At 72.3% G+C, this 15,390-nt stretch carries 17 protein-coding genes; 10 read left to right on the top strand and 7 right to left on the bottom strand.

What is annotated here, in order from left to right:
* Positions 1-8 precede the first annotated feature (8 nt).
* The 3 genes from AB0K12_RS41790 to AB0K12_RS41780 form a co-directional block, all read right to left on the bottom strand.
* Entirely contained in the window at positions 9-527 is a 519-nt protein-coding gene (locus tag AB0K12_RS41790; RefSeq protein WP_364573661.1) for a hypothetical protein, read from the bottom strand.
* An 11-nt stretch (positions 528-538) separates the two neighbouring features.
* Positions 539-1,708 (bottom strand): acyltransferase, encoded by a 1,170-nt coding sequence (locus AB0K12_RS41785; RefSeq protein ID WP_364573874.1) that lies wholly within the window; start codon positions 1,706-1,708, stop codon positions 539-541.
* 167 nt (positions 1,709-1,875) lie between these two features.
* Positions 1,876-2,649: an SGNH/GDSL hydrolase family protein gene (locus AB0K12_RS41780; protein ID WP_364573659.1), complete on the bottom strand. Its 774-nt coding sequence runs from the start codon at positions 2,647-2,649 to the stop codon at positions 1,876-1,878.
* Between the two features lie 99 nt (positions 2,650-2,748).
* On the opposite strand from AB0K12_RS41780, the gene AB0K12_RS41775 reads away from it, so the two are divergent.
* A complete protein-coding gene (locus AB0K12_RS41775; protein WP_364573657.1) occupies positions 2,749-3,738 on the top strand; it encodes a pyridoxal-phosphate dependent enzyme in 990 nt (329 codons plus the stop codon).
* Between the two features lie 25 nt (positions 3,739-3,763).
* Here AB0K12_RS41775 and AB0K12_RS41770 read toward each other — a convergent pair whose 3' ends face one another.
* Positions 3,764-4,441, bottom strand: coding sequence for a TetR/AcrR family transcriptional regulator (locus AB0K12_RS41770; RefSeq protein WP_364573655.1), 678 nt, complete (start codon positions 4,439-4,441; stop codon positions 3,764-3,766).
* Between the two features lie 98 nt (positions 4,442-4,539).
* On the opposite strand from AB0K12_RS41770, the gene AB0K12_RS41765 reads away from it, so the two are divergent.
* From AB0K12_RS41765 to AB0K12_RS41755, 3 genes are all read left to right on the top strand, one after another.
* A complete protein-coding gene (locus AB0K12_RS41765; RefSeq protein WP_364573653.1) occupies positions 4,540-5,394 on the top strand; it encodes an NAD(P)H-binding protein in 855 nt (284 codons plus the stop codon).
* A gap of 281 nt (positions 5,395-5,675) precedes the next feature.
* A complete protein-coding gene (locus AB0K12_RS41760) occupies positions 5,676-6,428 on the top strand; it encodes a helix-turn-helix transcriptional regulator (protein WP_364573651.1) in 753 nt (250 codons plus the stop codon).
* Between the two features lie 251 nt (positions 6,429-6,679).
* A complete protein-coding gene (locus AB0K12_RS41755; RefSeq protein ID WP_364573649.1) occupies positions 6,680-7,237 on the top strand; it encodes a hypothetical protein in 558 nt (185 codons plus the stop codon).
* 45 nt (positions 7,238-7,282) lie between these two features.
* On the opposite strand, the gene AB0K12_RS41750 is transcribed toward AB0K12_RS41755, so the two are convergent.
* The gene (locus AB0K12_RS41750; protein ID WP_364573647.1) at positions 7,283-8,149 is read right to left on the bottom strand and encodes a sigma-70 family RNA polymerase sigma factor; all 867 of its coding nucleotides are present in this window, start codon (positions 8,147-8,149) and stop codon (positions 7,283-7,285) included.
* Positions 8,150-8,231: 82 nt separating this feature from the next.
* Between AB0K12_RS41750 and AB0K12_RS41745 the strand changes: the two genes are divergently transcribed.
* From AB0K12_RS41745 to AB0K12_RS41720, 6 genes are all read left to right on the top strand, one after another.
* Entirely contained in the window at positions 8,232-8,681 is a 450-nt protein-coding gene (locus AB0K12_RS41745) for a carboxymuconolactone decarboxylase family protein (protein ID WP_364573645.1), read from the top strand.
* A gap of 63 nt (positions 8,682-8,744) precedes the next feature.
* Positions 8,745-9,011 (top strand): YciI family protein, encoded by a 267-nt coding sequence (locus tag AB0K12_RS41740; protein WP_364573643.1) that lies wholly within the window; start codon positions 8,745-8,747, stop codon positions 9,009-9,011.
* Between the two features lie 119 nt (positions 9,012-9,130).
* Positions 9,131-9,439, top strand: a complete 309-nt coding sequence (locus AB0K12_RS41735) for a hypothetical protein (protein WP_364573641.1) — start codon at positions 9,131-9,133, stop codon at positions 9,437-9,439.
* A gap of 196 nt (positions 9,440-9,635) precedes the next feature.
* Complete coding sequence (locus AB0K12_RS41730) at positions 9,636-10,571, top strand: oxidoreductase (protein WP_364573639.1); 936 nt, start codon at positions 9,636-9,638, stop codon at positions 10,569-10,571.
* A 40-nt stretch (positions 10,572-10,611) separates the two neighbouring features.
* Complete coding sequence (locus AB0K12_RS41725) at positions 10,612-11,442, top strand: toll/interleukin-1 receptor domain-containing protein (protein ID WP_364573637.1); 831 nt, start codon at positions 10,612-10,614, stop codon at positions 11,440-11,442.
* A 111-nt stretch (positions 11,443-11,553) separates the two neighbouring features.
* Positions 11,554-12,012: a hypothetical protein gene (locus AB0K12_RS41720; protein ID WP_364573635.1), complete on the top strand. Its 459-nt coding sequence runs from the start codon at positions 11,554-11,556 to the stop codon at positions 12,010-12,012.
* Positions 12,013-12,045: 33 nt separating this feature from the next.
* Here AB0K12_RS41720 and AB0K12_RS41715 read toward each other — a convergent pair whose 3' ends face one another.
* The gene (locus tag AB0K12_RS41715; protein WP_364573633.1) at positions 12,046-13,386 is read right to left on the bottom strand and encodes an AI-2E family transporter; all 1,341 of its coding nucleotides are present in this window, start codon (positions 13,384-13,386) and stop codon (positions 12,046-12,048) included.
* A gap of 163 nt (positions 13,387-13,549) precedes the next feature.
* Positions 13,550-15,376, bottom strand: a complete 1,827-nt coding sequence (locus AB0K12_RS41710; protein ID WP_364573631.1) for a sugar-binding domain-containing protein — start codon at positions 15,374-15,376, stop codon at positions 13,550-13,552.
* Positions 15,377-15,390: the final 14 nt, after the last annotated feature.

The following is a 15,390-nucleotide window of genomic DNA, read 5'->3' as shown; positions in this document are numbered from 1 at the left end:
TACGCGTGTCACGACGTCCCCCTCTCGCCGGCCGGGACCGCCGTGCCGTTCTCGTCGCATCGGACCTCCCATGACCGGTCTCCCATGCCGGGTTCGTACACCTCGACGACGGGGTCACCGCCGGCGGCGGCCGTGCAGACGAGCTGGCTCACCGCCAGGTGCGGCAGGTCGCGTACCAGCCACGGCAGCCGCAGCTCGACCCGGCCGCCGGACGTCCTGGCGCGGACCTGCCCGTTCGTGGCGGGCACCTGGGAGGCCAGGCCGCGCGCCCGCTCGTCGGCGGTGGGGCCGGCGAGCAGCGCGTCCATCGCCTCCTGCACGCCACCGCCGGATCCCGCCGGACGCGACACCGGCCAGGTGCCCTCGGTGGTGACGAAGTAGACCCGCAGGAGCTGCCCGCTCTTCCCGGTCAGCCCGCCCTGGACCGGCTCGCCCGCGGGGCGCACGCCGGTGCCGGTGATCCCGCAGCCGGCCGCCAGCGCCGCCGCCGCCACGACGGCCGCGAGGCGGGCGGGCGTTCGCGGCATGTGTTCCCCTTTCATCCTTCGAGTCTGCTCACGTCGACGGTCCCCGCGCCGGGCTCCGGCTGAGGGACGGCCGTCCACACCGCCGTCCACACCGCCGCCCCGGCCGTGACGGCGGCGGCCAGTGCCGCCCAGCCGCGGCGGCCGGTGGTCCAGCGGGCGCGCCGGCGTACCGGATCCTCGACGGCGGCCTTCGACACTACTGCAGCCGCCAGCGACAGCCCGGCGGCGACCGCCGTCCAGACCCAGCCGTCCAGCCGATCTTGACGGGGCAGCAGCAGGTAGATCGGCCAGTGCCACAGGTACAGGCTGTAGGACAGCTCGCCGAGCCGGCGCGGCACGGCGCTGCCGACCGCCCGGCCCGCCAGCCCGTCCGGCGCTCCGGCCAGCAGCACGATCAGCACGGCGCAGGCCAGCGAGTGGGCGAACATGCCGCCCTGGAACAGCCCGGGCGCCTGCTCCCCCGCCGTCACGACCCACGCGACGGCCAGCCCGCCGAGCAGCGGCGCGCATACGAGGTCCACCGCCCTGCGCGGCAGCCGGGCCACGGCCTCCCGGACGGGCGCGGTCGCGGCGGCCGCGCCCAGCAGGAGGGCGAAGGCCCGGGTGTCGGTGCCCTCGTACGCACGCGTGGTGTCCACGGCCGCCCCGAACGTGACCATGAGCAGGAGCGACCCGAGCGCACCGGCGAGCGCGACCACCGCGACCCGCCACCGCCCCTTCCCCGCCGGCACCACGACCAGCGGCCAGACCAGGTAGAACTGCCACTCGACGGCGATGCTCCAGAGGTGCGCGAACGGCCGGGTGTCCGAGGCGTTCCAGTACCCGATCTGCTCGCCGATGTAGTGCCAGTTGACCGCCTGCGCCAGCACCCACGGCGTGTCCTGCTGCACCGCCCTGAGCAGGTCGAGGCGTCCCACCGCCCAGGTGAGCAGCGGAACGACCACCACCAGAACACCCAGCGCGGGCAGCAGCCGGCGAGCCCGCCGCTCCCAGAACGCCCCCAGCCGGGGCCGCCCCGCCTCCTGCAGCAGCAGCCCGGTGATGAGGAATCCGGACAGCACGAAGAACAGATCCACACCGAGAAAGCCGCCACCCAGATGCCCGGCGTGAAACAGCAGCACGGCCACCACCGCGAACCCCCGCAATCCATCCAACGCACCGACGTGCGCCCGGCGCGCGATGTGTGCGGGATGGGAGGTGTCTGCGGCGGTGTGCCGGCGGCCGGGGGCGGGCGCGCCTTCGAAAGCGGGCGCGCCATGAGATGCGAGCGCGCCTTGACATGCGGGCGCGCCTTCAAAGGCGGGCGCGCCTTCAAAGGCGGGCTGGCCATCACGTGCCGCGTCGGGCATCAGCTGCAGCCGAGCTTGGTGAACCGGTCGTCGCCGGTCCACGCCCCGGTGGCCCACTCGGCGGGTGCGGCCGGGGTGAAGCCGGCCAGCTCGCCGAGCTGCTTGGCGAACCAGGTGGCGAACGCGGCCGAGCCCTGCTGGCAGGAGTGGATGCCGTCCTTGGAGCGCTGGGCCTTGGCGGCGGCGTGGTCGGCGCCCCACAGCTCGGACGCGTCCAGGAAGCGGGCGTTGGTCCCGTCGGCGGCCTTGGCGGCCATCCTGGGCGCGCTCTTGATGGACGCGGCGTGCGGCTGGAAGAACTCGTCGATCTTGAACGGCGGCGCCGACACCAGTACCAGCCGGGCCCCCGCGTCCCCGGCCGTCTTGGCGAGCTTCCGGTAGGCGGTCAGCTGCTCGCGGGCGGTGCCCCAGTCGTACGTCGTGATCTGGTACGCGATCACGGTCGGCCGGAACGACGAGATGTGCTCCTTGAGCGCCTTCCAGGTGTCGCGGGCCGCCTTGGTGGTGACCGGATGGTCACCGGCGACGAGGTTGCCGCCGCCGTCGGACGTGGCGTTCTCGACCGTCACACCGGCGGCCTCCAGCGCCGCCCGCACGGCGGGAGCCTGCGCGCCCGCGATGGAGTCGCCCATCCAGAGCACCCGTACGCCGGTCTGGGAGGTGGCGGTGCTCCCGGCCCGATCGTCGGCGGAGGAGGCGCCGCAGCCCCCGAGTGCGGCGCCGGCGACCACGGCGAGGGCCAGACGTGCGAGGGGGTGAGAAGTGAGATCCATGACCCTCAGGCAAACAGACGGATCACCGGCCGGGCCGCGTTGTCATCGTTCCATCACATAACGCGTGATCCGCCGTCACGTATGACAGACTCCGTCACCATGAGCGGTCTCGATCACGTCCGGCTCCGGCTCGACCGCGTCCGCCACGCGGTGAGCGAGATCGACCCGGTGTTCCTGGACACGCCGGCCATGCCCTGCCCGTCGCTCGGCCGGGCGCTGGGCTGCTCGATGACGCTGAAGGTGGAGACGCTCAACCCGGTACGCAGCTTCAAGGGCCGCGGCACCGAGACGGTCGCCGCGGCGGCGGCCAGGGCGGGGGCGTCCCGGATGGTGTGCGCGAGCGCCGGTAACCTCGGCCAGGCCCTCGCCTACAGCGCCGCCCGCCGCGGCCTGGACGTCACCGTCGTCGCCGCCACCACCGCCAACCCGCTCAAACTCGCCCAGATCACGGCGCTCGGCGCCGATCTGCGGCTCACCGGCCAGGACATCGAGGACGCCAGGCTGCTCGCCCGCGAACTCGCCGGGACCGGGGACGCCTACTGGGTCGAGGACAGCCTCGACCTCGCCACCTGCGAGGGCGCCGCCACGATCGGCCTCGAACTCGTCCGCGACGTCCCTGACCTCGACGTCGTCCTCGTGGCGCTCGGCGGCGGCGCGCTGGCCAGCGGCGTGGGCTACACCGTGCACGCCCTCGCCCCCGGCGCCGAGGTGATCGGCGTCCAGCCGTCCGGCGCGCCCGCGATGTCCCTGTCGTGGCGGCGCGGGACGGTCGTCGGGACCGACCGCATCGACACGATCGCCGACGGCGTCGCCGGCCGCTGCCCGATCCCCGAAGTGCTGGACGACCTGCTCGTGGTCATGGACGACGTGCTGCTCGTGAGCGAGGACGCGATCAAGGCGGGCATGCGAGCCCTGTACGAGCACGCCGGCCTCGTCGCCGAACCCTCGGCCGCCCTCGGCGTCGCCGCCCTCCTCGACCACCCGGCCCGCTTCGCCGGCCGCCGCGTCACCACCGTCATCTGCGGCAGCAACACCTCCCCCGCGGACTTCGCCCGCTGGGTCCTCGAACCGGCCGCCGCTCCTCGCTGACCTCGCCGGAAGAGCCGGGGGCAGGTCAGCGGCGCAGCCACTCCTCGAGCAGGGCGGCCTCGGCCTCGGTGAGCGTGGACAGGGTCGGGAGCAGGGTGCGGAAGGTGGCCACCACGCCGGCGGGGTCGTCGGCGGGGGCGGGTTCGTCGGTGAGGATGGCGGCGGCGACGGCGCCGAAGGCGGCGTCGGACAACCGGAGGTCGCTCTGCTCGGGGGGCAGGCTCAGCAACGTGTGCACGGTGCCGACGCCGGCCGCGTGGATGAGGTTGACGGCGCGTTCCTCGCTCACCTTGAGGCGGCCGGCGGCGGCGATCGCGTGCACCCGCTCGGCCAGCACCCGCAGGCCCTCCGCCTGGGCCGGGGTGTCGCGCGGGCGGCTGAGCAGCAGCTTGAAGACGTGGGGGTTGGACAGGCCGAAGCCGATCTGGGTGTCCCATCCGGCGCGCAGGTCGGCCACCGGGTCACCGGTGGGCGCGGCGGCCTGCTTGCCCGCCACGTGCTCGGCGAAGACGTGCTCGGCGGCGGCGTCCAGCAACGCTTCCTTGTCGGGGAAGAAGCGGTAGAGGGCGGGCGGTTGCAGCCCGGCCTCCTGCGCGACGCGGCGGGTGGTCACCGCTCCCGGCCCGTGGTCGCGCAGCAGGCCGGCCGCCGTCGTCACGATGCGGTCGCGGGTGAGGTCTCGCCGCTGCTGGGTCTGCGCCATGCGAGCGATGATATCCGTACCGCTGTTGTTGCCAATGGAAATATCAGTGTTAACGTTATTTCTGTTCCACTGGAAACAGCCAGAATGGGAGTCCCTCCATGCTGATCGTCACGGGAGCCACCGGCCGCCTCGGGTCGAAGATCGTCAACCGCCTGCTGGAGCGCGTACCCGCGGACAGGGTCGGGGTGAGCGTGCGGGACGTGCGCAAGGCCGCCGGCCTGGCCGCGCGGGGCGTACGCGTCCGGGCGGGCGACTTCACCGACCCCGCCACCCTTGAGCACGCCTTCGAGGGCGCCGAGCGCGTCCTGGTGATCTCCGCCGCCATCCGCGGCGACGCCGCCACGGCCGCCAACCTCGCCGCCGTCGACGCCGCCCGCGCCGCGGGCGTGCGGCGCATCCTCTACACCAGCCACCAGGCCGCCTCCCCCGGCTCGCTCTTCCCTCCGCAGAGGGTGCACGCGGCCACCGAGGAGCACCTCAAGCGGCAGGACGTCCCCTTCACCGCCCTGCGCAACGGCTTCTACGCCGCCACCCTCGACCCCTACATCGGAACGGCGCTCGAGACCGGCACGCTCGCCGTGCCGCAGGACGGCCCGGTGTCGTGGACCGCCCACGACGACCTTGCCGAGGCCGCCGCCCTCGCCCTGGCCGAGGAGGGCGCGTTCGACGGCATCACCCCGCCGCTGACCGCCCCGCGCACACTGGACTTCGCCGACGTCGCCGCCATCGTCACCCGCATCACCGGCCGGCGCATCGAGCGCGTCGTCGTGGACGACGAGGAGTGGATGGCGGCGAGCGGGCTGCCCCGGCCCGTGGCGGAGTTCATGCTGACCCTGTTCACGGCGTCCCGCAAGGGCGAGTTCGACGTGACCGGCCCGGCGCTGGAGAGCGCGATCGGGCATCCGGCGACGTCCGTCGAGGAGGCGTTGCGAGCCACCTTGGGCTCCCGCTGATCGGGCGTCCGGACAGGCGGTGCCCGGCAGGCCGCGCCGCCCCTCCTCGCCGAAGTCGCGGCCGATGACGGCACACGCGTCGGAGGCCCATCCCTGCGCGCCGAGCCGGAGCAGGTCGGTGTACCTGCCGCCTCGCCCAGCTCCCTGCCGCGTCCGCCTCGACCGAGAACGACACCCCGATTTCCAGGACCATCTCGTCCGGTGGATGGCATGCTATGACCGCTCTGTCCATCGTGATCGGGCAAACCGGGCGGCTCATGGCTGGAGGGCGAATCGGCGTCATGACGGGGACGGACGACGGACAGGTGCTGGCTGCCCGGTTACGGATGCTCAAGGAGCGCTCCGGCGCGAGTTTCGAGCAGTTGTCCAGGCAGAGCGGGGTCAGCCGCTCCAGCCTGCACCGCTACTGTTCCGGCACCAAGGTGCCGGCGTCGTACGGGCCGGTGCACGCGTTCGCCAGGGCGTGCGGAGCCACGGGCGAGGAACTGCGCGAGCTGCACCGCCTGTGGGCGCTGGCCGACGCCGGCAGGCCCGGCCCGGAGATCCACGAGGACGCGGAAGAGACAACCGAGGCGCCCCGGTCGCGTCGCCGCGTCAAGGTGGCCGTCGTGGCCACGATCGTCGCCGCCGTCGCCGGGGTGTCGGCCTTCGCCCTGATGAGGGCGGATGCAGGCCAGGAGCCGCCCTCCATCGTGGAGAGCCGGCCCGGCACCGTTCCCACCGCCGTCGTCCGGGTCCACAATGTGGAGGGCGATTGCAAGAGCAAGGCCGAGCGGGTGCCCGCCTGCAGCATGGGCCTGGCCCGCGATCCACGACGCGAGTACGCCGCCGGCAACGTCGTCGATCATCGCGTGTGGCACGGCGACGTCCTGCGCACCGACTGCATCCTCTACGACGGCGACCGCGTCGAGGACGAGATGGGCGTGGGCACGACCCGCTGGTTCCGCGTGCTGCTGGACGACGTGCCCGGCGGGCAGGCGTGGTTGCCGGCGGTGCGCACCCAGGATCACCCGAATCTGCCGACGTGCGGATGAGGCCCGCCGCGACTCGGTGAATCCGCCGGCGCAATGCCCTCGCCGTCCCAGGCACGTCCCATGGATCTCGCGTCCCAGCAGGTCAGCAGCCTGTTCCTCGTCTCGTCGTCCCACGGCCACGCCTTTTCTTGTGAGCCGCGAAAACGGAAATCTACGGTGTCCTCGTCCAGCGGCGGCACCGGCCGGAAGAGCAGCGAAATGGTCTGCGAGCCGGATTGCCGCGCCACTTCGGTTCTCCCGTGAGGAGCCTCATGCGTTTCCCGTTTCCCGCTCTCCGGATCGCCCACGCGCGGCCGGCCCGACGTGTCGCGCGATTCTCGACCGCGGTGGCGGCGTTCTCGCTTCTCGCGAGTGCCCTCGCCCCCGCGACCGCCTCCGCCGCCTCCGCCGCCTCGGGCGCCGCCGGCGCCATGGCGTGCACGTCGCCGACCTTCTCCGTTTATCCCGGCTCCGGAAGCAGCAAGCTCCGCTACGGACAGGTGGACTTCCACTTCTACGCCTGCAGCGACCAGTCACCCTCTTCCTGGTCCGCCACGGTCAGCAAGGCCACCGTGAACAGCACGGGCAAGAACCTCGGCTTCTTCCTCGACAGCACGAGCATCACCACCGACTCCACCGGCAGCTATTACCGCTATTACACGGGGCACATCTACGCCAGCACGTGCACGCCGAGAGTCGGCTGGCCGTGCTCCCGGTCCTACAGCTTCTCGGTCCAGTTCCAGGTCACCACCGACAGATTCGGCAACCCTCAGGTGTACATGGGGTCCAGAAGCGCGCCCGTGGGGATGTCGCTCTTCACCACCCCATGACGCATGCCCGGGGGCCAGCTCTCCGGCCCCCGGGTCTCCAGCTCGTCAGGCCGATGCGGGCAGGTCGATGCGGGCGAGTTTCTCCGGGTCGATTTCGACGGAGATGGCGGTGATGCGGCCGTCGGTGACGGAGAAGGCCAACAGCGACAGCGGGGTGCCGTCCTCATGCCAGGCCACCACGCCGGGCAGGCCGTTGACGAGCACCGCCCGGCTCGGGCCGACGCCGGCGGCCAGGCGGAGGCGGGCGCCGTTGGCCACGGCGGTGGCGCCGAGGACGACGACCGGGCCGCCGGGGGTGCCCGCCGTCAGCTTCACGTCGGGGTCGAGGACGCGGAGCAGGCCCTCGAAATCGCCGTCGCGCGCCGCCGCCAGGAAGGCGTCGACCACCACGCGCTGCTCACGTCCCGTGGCAGCGGGCCGCTCGGACGACTGCACCTTCCTGCGGGCGCGGCTGGCGAGCATCTTGGCGGCGGCGGCGGACTTGCCGAGGATGTGCCCGATCTCGTCGAACGGCACCGCGAACAGGTCGTGCAGCACGAACGCCAGCCGTTCGCCCGGCGTGAGCGAGGCCAGCACGACGAGAAGGGCGAGCCCCACCGAGTCGGCGAGCGCCACATCGTCCTCCGGTACGGCGCCGTCGTCCACCACCACGGGCGCCGGGCCGTCGAGGAAGGTCTCGGGGTGGGACTGGCGCGAGCGCAGGACGTCCAGGCTGATGCGCCCCACCACGGTGGTCAGCCAGCCGGCGAGGTTGTGGATGGCCGCCGCGTCCTGGCGGGAGAGCCGCAGCCACGCCTCCTGGACGACGTCCTCGGCGTCGGCGTGCGAGCCCAGCATGCGGTACGCGACCGCGTGCAACCGGTCGCGCTGCGCCTCGAACGTCTCGGCCAGCGCCGGGCTGATGTGGGGCATGTCGTTACCTTCCTCGGTTTCGCTCCGTCATGGGGATGACGAGCCCGGAAGGGCACAGGTAACCGATGAAGGAGCAAGAGCCATGCAAGCACGCATGAACCGGACACCGAACCAGGACGTGACCACCGCCGTCCAGCACCTCTACAAGGCCGTCCACGCGGGCGGCGCCGATGCGCGGGTGCTGGAGCTGGTGCACCTGCGGGCCAGCCAGATCAACGGCTGCAGCCCCTGCGTGTACGCCGGGGTCGCGTCGGCGAAGAAGAGCGGGGAGACCGACGAGCGTCTGCACAGCGTGGTGGCCTGGCGCGAGACGCCGTTCTTCACCGACGCCGAGCGGGCGGCGCTGGCGCTCGCCGAGGCGGCGACCCGCATCCAGGACGGCGCGCCCGGCGTGACCGACGAGATCTGGGACGCCGCCGCCGCGCACTTCGACGAGGACCAGCTGTCGTCGATCATCTTGCACATCGCCCTGACCAACTTCTTCAACCGGATCAACCACACGGTCCGGGAGCAGGCGGGCAAAACCTGGTGAACGGGTAGAAACCCTGCGCCGCCGCCTCCGCCCCGAAGATCGTTCCGTACTAATCTGACGGCCATGGCGAGATTTGTGCTGTACATGGAGTTCAAGAACGAGGATGACCGTTTGAGGGCGCGCCCGGCGCATCGTGAGCATCTGCAGGCGCTGTTCGACCAGGGCCGGTTGATCACTGCGGGGCCGTGGGCCGACGACAAGGGTGCGATGCACGTCTATGAGGTCGCGGACGAGGCGGAACTCCGGCAGATCTTGGACGATGACCCGTACACGGCGGTGGACGCGTACGACATCGCGCTGCTGAAGGAGTGGACCCCGATCCTCCCGTGACGGGCGGCGGACTTCGTGTCAGGGCCGGGCGCCCGGCCCTGACACGCGGACCTTCATGACGAAGGGCGAGACCGGTCAAATGGCGCGGACAGAACACGCGCTTCCAGTACCATTCCGCCATGCGTAAAATGATCATGGCGGTGGTGACGGCCGCGGCCATCACCGCAGTCATCCCGTTGGCCCAGGGCACCGCTCATGCCGAGCCTGTGCCGAGCGACTGCCACAGCGGCATCTACTACCAGAAGTACAAGACCTGGGCCAGCTGCAACAGTGGCTCCGGATACGTGCGGGCGGTGGCCAAGTGTCCCACCGGCACCACGTACGGCAAGTGGGTCGTCGTCTCCTCGGGCATCTCGGGACAGTCCATCGCCACCTGCTCCGGCAACCGCAACGCGACCGGCCACTCCTACCAGATCAAGAAGTACTGACACCCCCCGCCGCAACGATCCCAGCCCGGGTGCAGGCCGTGAGCGCTGTATCCGGGCCCCGCGACGGGACGGATCGCTGATCGGCCGGTACGGCGGCGCGACATCGTGTGGTCGCTGGACGTTCGCGGGTCACTACAAGATCGGAGATCGGGCATGCTCTCTCGTACGTACCGGCATCCCCCGCGAGGTGACGAGCATGGGCATCCCCCGCCCTTGGAGCTTGACCGATATTTCCGACCAATCTGACCGCATCGTGGTCGTGACCGGCGCCAACAGTGGCATCGGGTACGTCACCGCCCGCGAGCTGAGCCGCCGTGGCGCGCACGTCGTGCTGGCCTGCCGCGACTCCGCGCGCGGCACGACCGCGCTCGGGCGGATGCGGGACGAGGTGCCCGATGCGCGGCTTGAGTTGCGCCCGCTCGACCTGGCGAGCCTGGAGTCCGTACGTGCCTTCGCCGCCTCGTGGGATCACGACCGGCTCGACCTGCTGGTCAACAACGCGGGGATCGCGATGGTGCCGTACGCGCGGACCGCCGACGGGTTCGAGTCGCAGTTCGGCGTCAACCATCTGGGTCCGTTCGCGCTGACCGGGCTGCTCCTGCCGCACCTGCTCGCCGCGCCCGCCGCCCGGGTGGTCTCCGTCGGCAGCATGGCGCACCGGTTCGCCCGCTTCGACCTGGGCAACCTCAACGCGGAACGCTCCTACCACTCGGCCTTCCACTACGGGCGCACCAAGCGAGCGGTCCTCTACTTCGCCATGGAGCTCCAGCGCCGGGCCGAGGCCGCCGGGCTGCAGATGCGCAGCATGGCCGTCGAGCCCGGCTTCACCAGGACGAACGTGCTGACCGGCGGCGCCAACAGCGCACGCAACCGGCTCTACCTGGCCGCCATCCGCCTGGCCGAGCGCGCCGCCTTCCGCCCGGCTCCCGACGGGGCCAAGACCTCCCTGTACGCGGCCACCGTCCCCGACCTGCCCGGCGGCTCGTACATCGTGCCCGACGGCCCCCTGCAGATCCGCGGCGAACCCACCCGCCGCACCCGCGAGCGCGCCCTGTACGACACCGCCACGGCCGCCCGCCTGTGGGACCTGTCGGAACGCCTCACCGGCGTCACCTACGACCTCCCCTCCTGAACGGCTTGCCGCTCCCTGCCCGGCACGCTCCAATGAGGAGGTGACACGTGTCTTCGTCAGCTACGCGGCCGGCCCCGACCTCGAACGCGCCCGCAGGCTGGCCGCCGACCTCCGCGCGGCCGGGGTCACCGTGTGGATGGCGCCGGACAGCATCGCCCCCGGTACGCCCTTCGCCGCCGCCATCGATGCCGGGCTGGAGGGCAGCGACTGCTTCCTGGCGCTGCTCTCGCCGGCGTCGCTGACGAAGGAGTGGGTGAAGCTGGAGGTCGCCGCGGCCGTGGACCGGGCCGCACAGGGCAAGATCAGGGTGCTGCCCGTCGTGCTGAGCCCGGTGGCGGTGCCGCCGCTGCTGTCGGTCTTCCAGCAGATCGACCTGACCGACTATGAGCGGGGTCTCGCGGCGCTCGGGGCGGCGATCGGCGTCCCGCTGCAGGTCCTGCCGCTGCCCGGCGATCAGCCTGCCGAGGCCCCAGAGCTGCGCAGGCCGGTCGTGGACGAGTTCTCCGCGACCGTCACCGGCGACCTGGAGAGGGGAGCCCGGCGCTTCGGCTACCTCGTCCAGCGCACGGGTGGCGGGCTCGCGTGCGTGGTGGAGGTCGCGCTGCTGCGCATCGGCGTCGCGGTGTGGCCGGACCCCTCGACGACCGAGGGGCACATCCTGGGCGAGGCCGAACGCGAGCTCCGCGGCAACGAGCAGCGCGTCGCCGTGGTGCTCGCCGTCCACCGGGGCCCGCACACCCGGATGACGCCGTACCAGCTGCTCGACGCGCAGGCGCCGAACACGTTCCTGATGACCTGGAACGAGGCGGACGGCGCGGACGCGCTGGGTGCGTGCGTGGACGTCATCGTGCGGCATCTGGGCGGCGGCTGACGTCCGGCGCTTCGTCCTCGCGATCGGCCGGCTCCCCCGGGAGCGGTCCCCGGCCGGCGCACGGCAGCGGCCCCGCGCATCCTCCGCGCGCCAGCGGGTAACGCTGAGTGCATGGCATACACACCCGATCAGAACCACCGCCGGCCGGACGACGCGGACGACCAGGCGGTACGCGCCGCCGGTCTGGTGTCGGAGGCGCTGGAGACGGTCGAGCGCGCACGGGGGCACCTCTACTCCTTCCACCAGCTCACCGGCTCCGCCCACGCGACCCTGCACGAGGCCGTGGGGCTGCTGCGCGAGGCCGGGCAGGACGAGCTGGCCAGGCTCCTCGCGGCCGAGCTGGTCGGCCGCGACGTGCTGCCCGGGCGCTGGACGTTCCAGATCGTGGAGGCGTACGACGACGACTACTACGCGACGTTCCGCGCGGTCGAGAAGGAGGTGCGGGACCGGCTGACGGGCGGGCGGCGGCACGTGTACGAGGCCGAGCTCAAGCAGCGCTCCCAGGCCGCCGGCGAGGCCGCCGAGCTGGAGGCCCGCTCCCCGGTGGGCGGGGAGGCGAACCTCGCCTAGCGCCGCGCGGCCGGGGCGAAGCTCACCCGACGCTCATGTGGTGCCGCCCGGCGGGCGGGGCGGCGCGGAGCCGACGGCGGGCCGGTCGTCCTTCGCGCCCGCCGTGCCCGCTCCCGTGCCCGCTCCCGTGCCCGCTTCCGTGCCAGCTTCCGGCTGCGAGCCGGGTGGCGGGGGGTCGGCGGGGCCCTCGTCCTCGTCCAGGTACGCCTCCGGCACCTCGGGCAAGACCGGCATCATCTCCTTGCGCGAGACGAACGTGTCGACCAGCGACAGCAGCATGGCCAGCACCGGCACCGCCAGCAGCGCGCCCACCGCCCCGAACAGCTGCGCCCCCAGCAGCACCCCGGCGAACGCGACCCCGGGATGCATGTTCACCGACCGGCCGCTGATACGCGGCTCCAGCGTCAGGTTCTCCACCTGCTGGTACAGGATCCCCCAGGCCAGCGCCGCCACCCCGATCCAGGGGCTCGGCGAGACCAGGCCGACCACCGTGGGCAGGGCGATCGCGATGTACGTGCCGATCGTCGGGACGAACTGCGCCACCACGCCCGTCCACACGCCGAGCGCCAGCCACGACGGCATGCCGATCAGCGAGAACACCAGGGCCGAGGTGCTGGCGTTGATGGTGGCGAGGATGAGCCGGGCGGAGACGTAGCCACCGGTCTTGACCAGCGACACGTCCCACACGGTCAGGAAGACCTGCTGGATGCGGCCCGGCAGGAGCTGGGCGAGCCAGCGCCGCAGCCGGGGGCCGTCGGCGGAGAAGTAGAAGGTGAGCAGCAGCAGGGCGAAGGTGTTGAACACCGCGGCAGTGATCGTGCCGAGCAGGCCCAGCACGCCGCCGACCAGGTCCTGGGCGTAGGTGGCGGCCTGCTGCGGGGTGAGGTTGATGGAGCTGAGGATGTTGGAGATGTCGTAGCGCGTACCGAATCTGCCGTTGACCCAGTCGATCGCGCCGGTCACCACCTCCGGCAGCGCGCGCACGAGCAGCGCGGCCTGCTCGACGAACAGGTTCCCGAACAGGTAGAGGAACAGCCCGGCGAACACCGCGATGCCGATCATCACCAGGACGGCCGCGGCGCCGCGCCGCATGTGCCGCGACAGGCGGCCGACGGCGGGCTCCATCGCCAGCGACAGGAACCAGGCCATCACCACCACGACGACCAGCGATCCGGCGTCGATGAGGATGAAGCGGATCAGGTACACCACGACGACGACCGCGACGACGGCGAACCCGACCCGCCACACGTTGGCGGGCGAGAGCAGCACCTGGACGCGCCGCGGCTCCCCAGAACGCTCTTCTGGGCGGGGTTTCCCCGCGCCGGGACGAGGGTCCCCGGCGCGGGGGCCGCGCGGCTTCGCGGGCTTGGTCATGGCGTTCTCCTGACCGGACCTTGGTTCCACCACCAGTCTCTTCCCAGAACCAAGCTCCCATGCACGATCACCGCCATGGGTTCGCCTCGGGGATCGGTGTGCGGGTGGGGGTCGCGATCGCCGCGGCGGGCTCGGCGGGCGGATGGGTCCCCCGGCCCGGAGGTCAGCCGGCCGCCGGGCGTTCGGCTTGTTCGATCGCGGCCGGGCGCTGCTGGGCGGCGCGGATGCGGGCGACGTCGAGCTTCGAGGTGCGGTCGAAGCGGTAGATGCCGTTCTGCTCCTGGAAGACGTCGGTGAGCTGCGTGTAGCAGTAGCCGAACATGCGGGGGTCGTCCAGCAGCACCCCGGCCAGCCCGGCGAAGCGCCGCTGCAGCTCCTCCTCGGTGGCGGGACGCTCGCCGTACCCCCAGGACGACTCGCCCTGCCGTACGTCGGGGTTCCACCAGATGCCGCCGAACTCGCTGCAGAAGTACGGCTGCCCCTGGTACGGCACCGACCACGGCGTCCCGTCGGCGTCTGCGTTGACGTACGGGCGGCCCTCGGCGAGCCCGTCCATCATCTTGCCGAACAGCTCGGGATCCTGCTCGTAGCAGTGCGAGTCGTAGACGTCGGCGCCGGGCACGCGGTGGGAGTAGCCGGAGGCGTCGAGGACGGGACGGGTGGCGTCGGCCGCCTTGGTGGCGAGGTACATGGCCTGGGTGACGTCGTCCAGCACGGTGATGCGGTCGTGCCGGCGCTGCGCGGTCTCGTTGAGCGGGCACCAGCCGACGATGGACGGGTGGGAGTAGTCGCGCTCGACGGCCTCCAGCCACTGGGTGACGAACGACGCGGTCGGCTGCTGGTTGTCCCCGGGCGGCCCGCCGACGTCGGCGCCCCAGTCGCCGAACTCGCCCCAGACGAGGTAGCCCATCCGGTCGGCGTGGTAGAGATAGCGCTCCTCGAACACCTTCTGGTGCAGCCGGGCGCCGTTGAAGCCGGCGGCCATGCCCAGCTCGATGTCGCGGCGCAGGGCCTCGTCGGAGGGGGCGGTCATCAGGCCGTCGGGGTAGTAGCCCTGGTCGAGCACGAGCCGCTGGAAGACGGAGACGCCGTTGATCAGGATGGCGTGCCCGTCGATGGAGACCGAGCGCAGCCCGGCGTAGCCGGCGGCGGTGTCGGCGACCGCGCCTGAGGCGTCGAGCAGGTCGATGCGCAGGTCGTACAGGTGAGGGTCGTCGGGGGACCACAGGCGTACCCGGTCGGCGGGCAGCGGCAGCCACAGCTCGGCGGCGAGGTCGAGGTCGGCGCGGACCCGCGACTGGACGACCTCGCCCGCCGCGTCGGAGACGGTGACCCGGACCTGGTGTCCCGGCCGGTTCGCCGAGACGGGGACGGTGACGCGGAACGCGGACGCGGCGACGTTCGGGGTGATGCGCGGCCGGCCGAGGTGGACGCCGGGCACCGGCTCGCACCACACCGTCTGCCAGATGCCGGTGGTGCGGCCGTACCACGGGCCGTGCCCCTCGTACGTGCGGACCTGCTTGCCGCGTGCCTGCGGACCGGTGCGCGGGTCCCTGGCCCTGACGACCACCGTGTACGTGTGCCCGGGATCGGCCGCGGCGGCCAGGTCGCAGCTGAACGGCGTGAACCCGCCCCGGTGCCGGCCCGCCTCGACGCCGTCCACCCACACGGTGGCGTCGTGGTCCACGGCCTGGAAGTGCAGCAGCACCCGCCGGCCCGCCCACTCCTCCGGCACCCGCACGGTGCGGCGGTACCACACGGCCGGGTGGAAGTCGGGGTCGCCGATGCCGGACAGCGGCGCCTCGGGGCAGAACGGCACGACGATCTCGCCGGACAGGTCCCGTTCCAGCAGCCCGCGCTCCAGTCCTGAGTCGCCGGCGTCCCGCTCGAACTGCCAGGTTCCGTTCAGGCACTGCCACTCGGTACGGACGAACTGCGGGCGCGGGTACTCCGGGCGGGGCACTTCGGGGCTGTCGGGCACGATGCTCACTTTCTCGTGGAGGG

It is taken from the genome of Nonomuraea sp. NPDC049419, assembly GCF_040676995.1.
Lineage (GTDB): Bacteria > Actinomycetota > Actinomycetes > Streptosporangiales > Streptosporangiaceae > Nonomuraea > Nonomuraea salmonea.
The sequence above is the reverse complement of the archived record's forward strand: the minus strand, read 5'-3'. Positions and strand labels throughout refer to the sequence as shown.

Excerpts from the sequence above, each read along its gene's own strand:
- AB0K12_RS41790 (WP_364573661.1), bottom strand. The coding sequence starts at position 527 with ATGCCGCGAACGCCCGCCCGCCTCGCGGCCGTCGTGGCGGCGGCGGCG.
- AB0K12_RS41780 (WP_364573659.1), bottom strand. The coding sequence starts at position 2,649 with ATGGATCTCACTTCTCACCCCCTCGCACGTCTGGCCCTCGCCGTGGTC.
- AB0K12_RS41775 (WP_364573657.1), top strand. The coding sequence starts at position 2,749 with ATGAGCGGTCTCGATCACGTCCGGCTCCGGCTCGACCGCGTCCGCCAC.
- AB0K12_RS41770 (WP_364573655.1), bottom strand. The coding sequence starts at position 4,441 with ATGGCGCAGACCCAGCAGCGGCGAGACCTCACCCGCGACCGCATCGTG.
- AB0K12_RS41765 (WP_364573653.1), top strand. The coding sequence starts at position 4,540 with ATGCTGATCGTCACGGGAGCCACCGGCCGCCTCGGGTCGAAGATCGTC.
- AB0K12_RS41760 (WP_364573651.1), top strand. The coding sequence starts at position 5,676 with ATGACGGGGACGGACGACGGACAGGTGCTGGCTGCCCGGTTACGGATG.
- AB0K12_RS41755 (WP_364573649.1), top strand. The coding sequence starts at position 6,680 with ATGCGTTTCCCGTTTCCCGCTCTCCGGATCGCCCACGCGCGGCCGGCC.
- AB0K12_RS41750 (WP_364573647.1), bottom strand. The coding sequence starts at position 8,149 with ATGCCCCACATCAGCCCGGCGCTGGCCGAGACGTTCGAGGCGCAGCGC.
- AB0K12_RS41745 (WP_364573645.1), top strand. The coding sequence starts at position 8,232 with ATGCAAGCACGCATGAACCGGACACCGAACCAGGACGTGACCACCGCC.
- AB0K12_RS41740 (WP_364573643.1), top strand. The coding sequence starts at position 8,745 with ATGGCGAGATTTGTGCTGTACATGGAGTTCAAGAACGAGGATGACCGT.
- AB0K12_RS41735 (WP_364573641.1), top strand. The coding sequence starts at position 9,131 with ATGCGTAAAATGATCATGGCGGTGGTGACGGCCGCGGCCATCACCGCA.
- AB0K12_RS41730 (WP_364573639.1), top strand. The coding sequence starts at position 9,636 with ATGGGCATCCCCCGCCCTTGGAGCTTGACCGATATTTCCGACCAATCT.
- AB0K12_RS41720 (WP_364573635.1), top strand. The coding sequence starts at position 11,554 with ATGGCATACACACCCGATCAGAACCACCGCCGGCCGGACGACGCGGAC.
- AB0K12_RS41715 (WP_364573633.1), bottom strand. The coding sequence starts at position 13,386 with ATGACCAAGCCCGCGAAGCCGCGCGGCCCCCGCGCCGGGGACCCTCGT.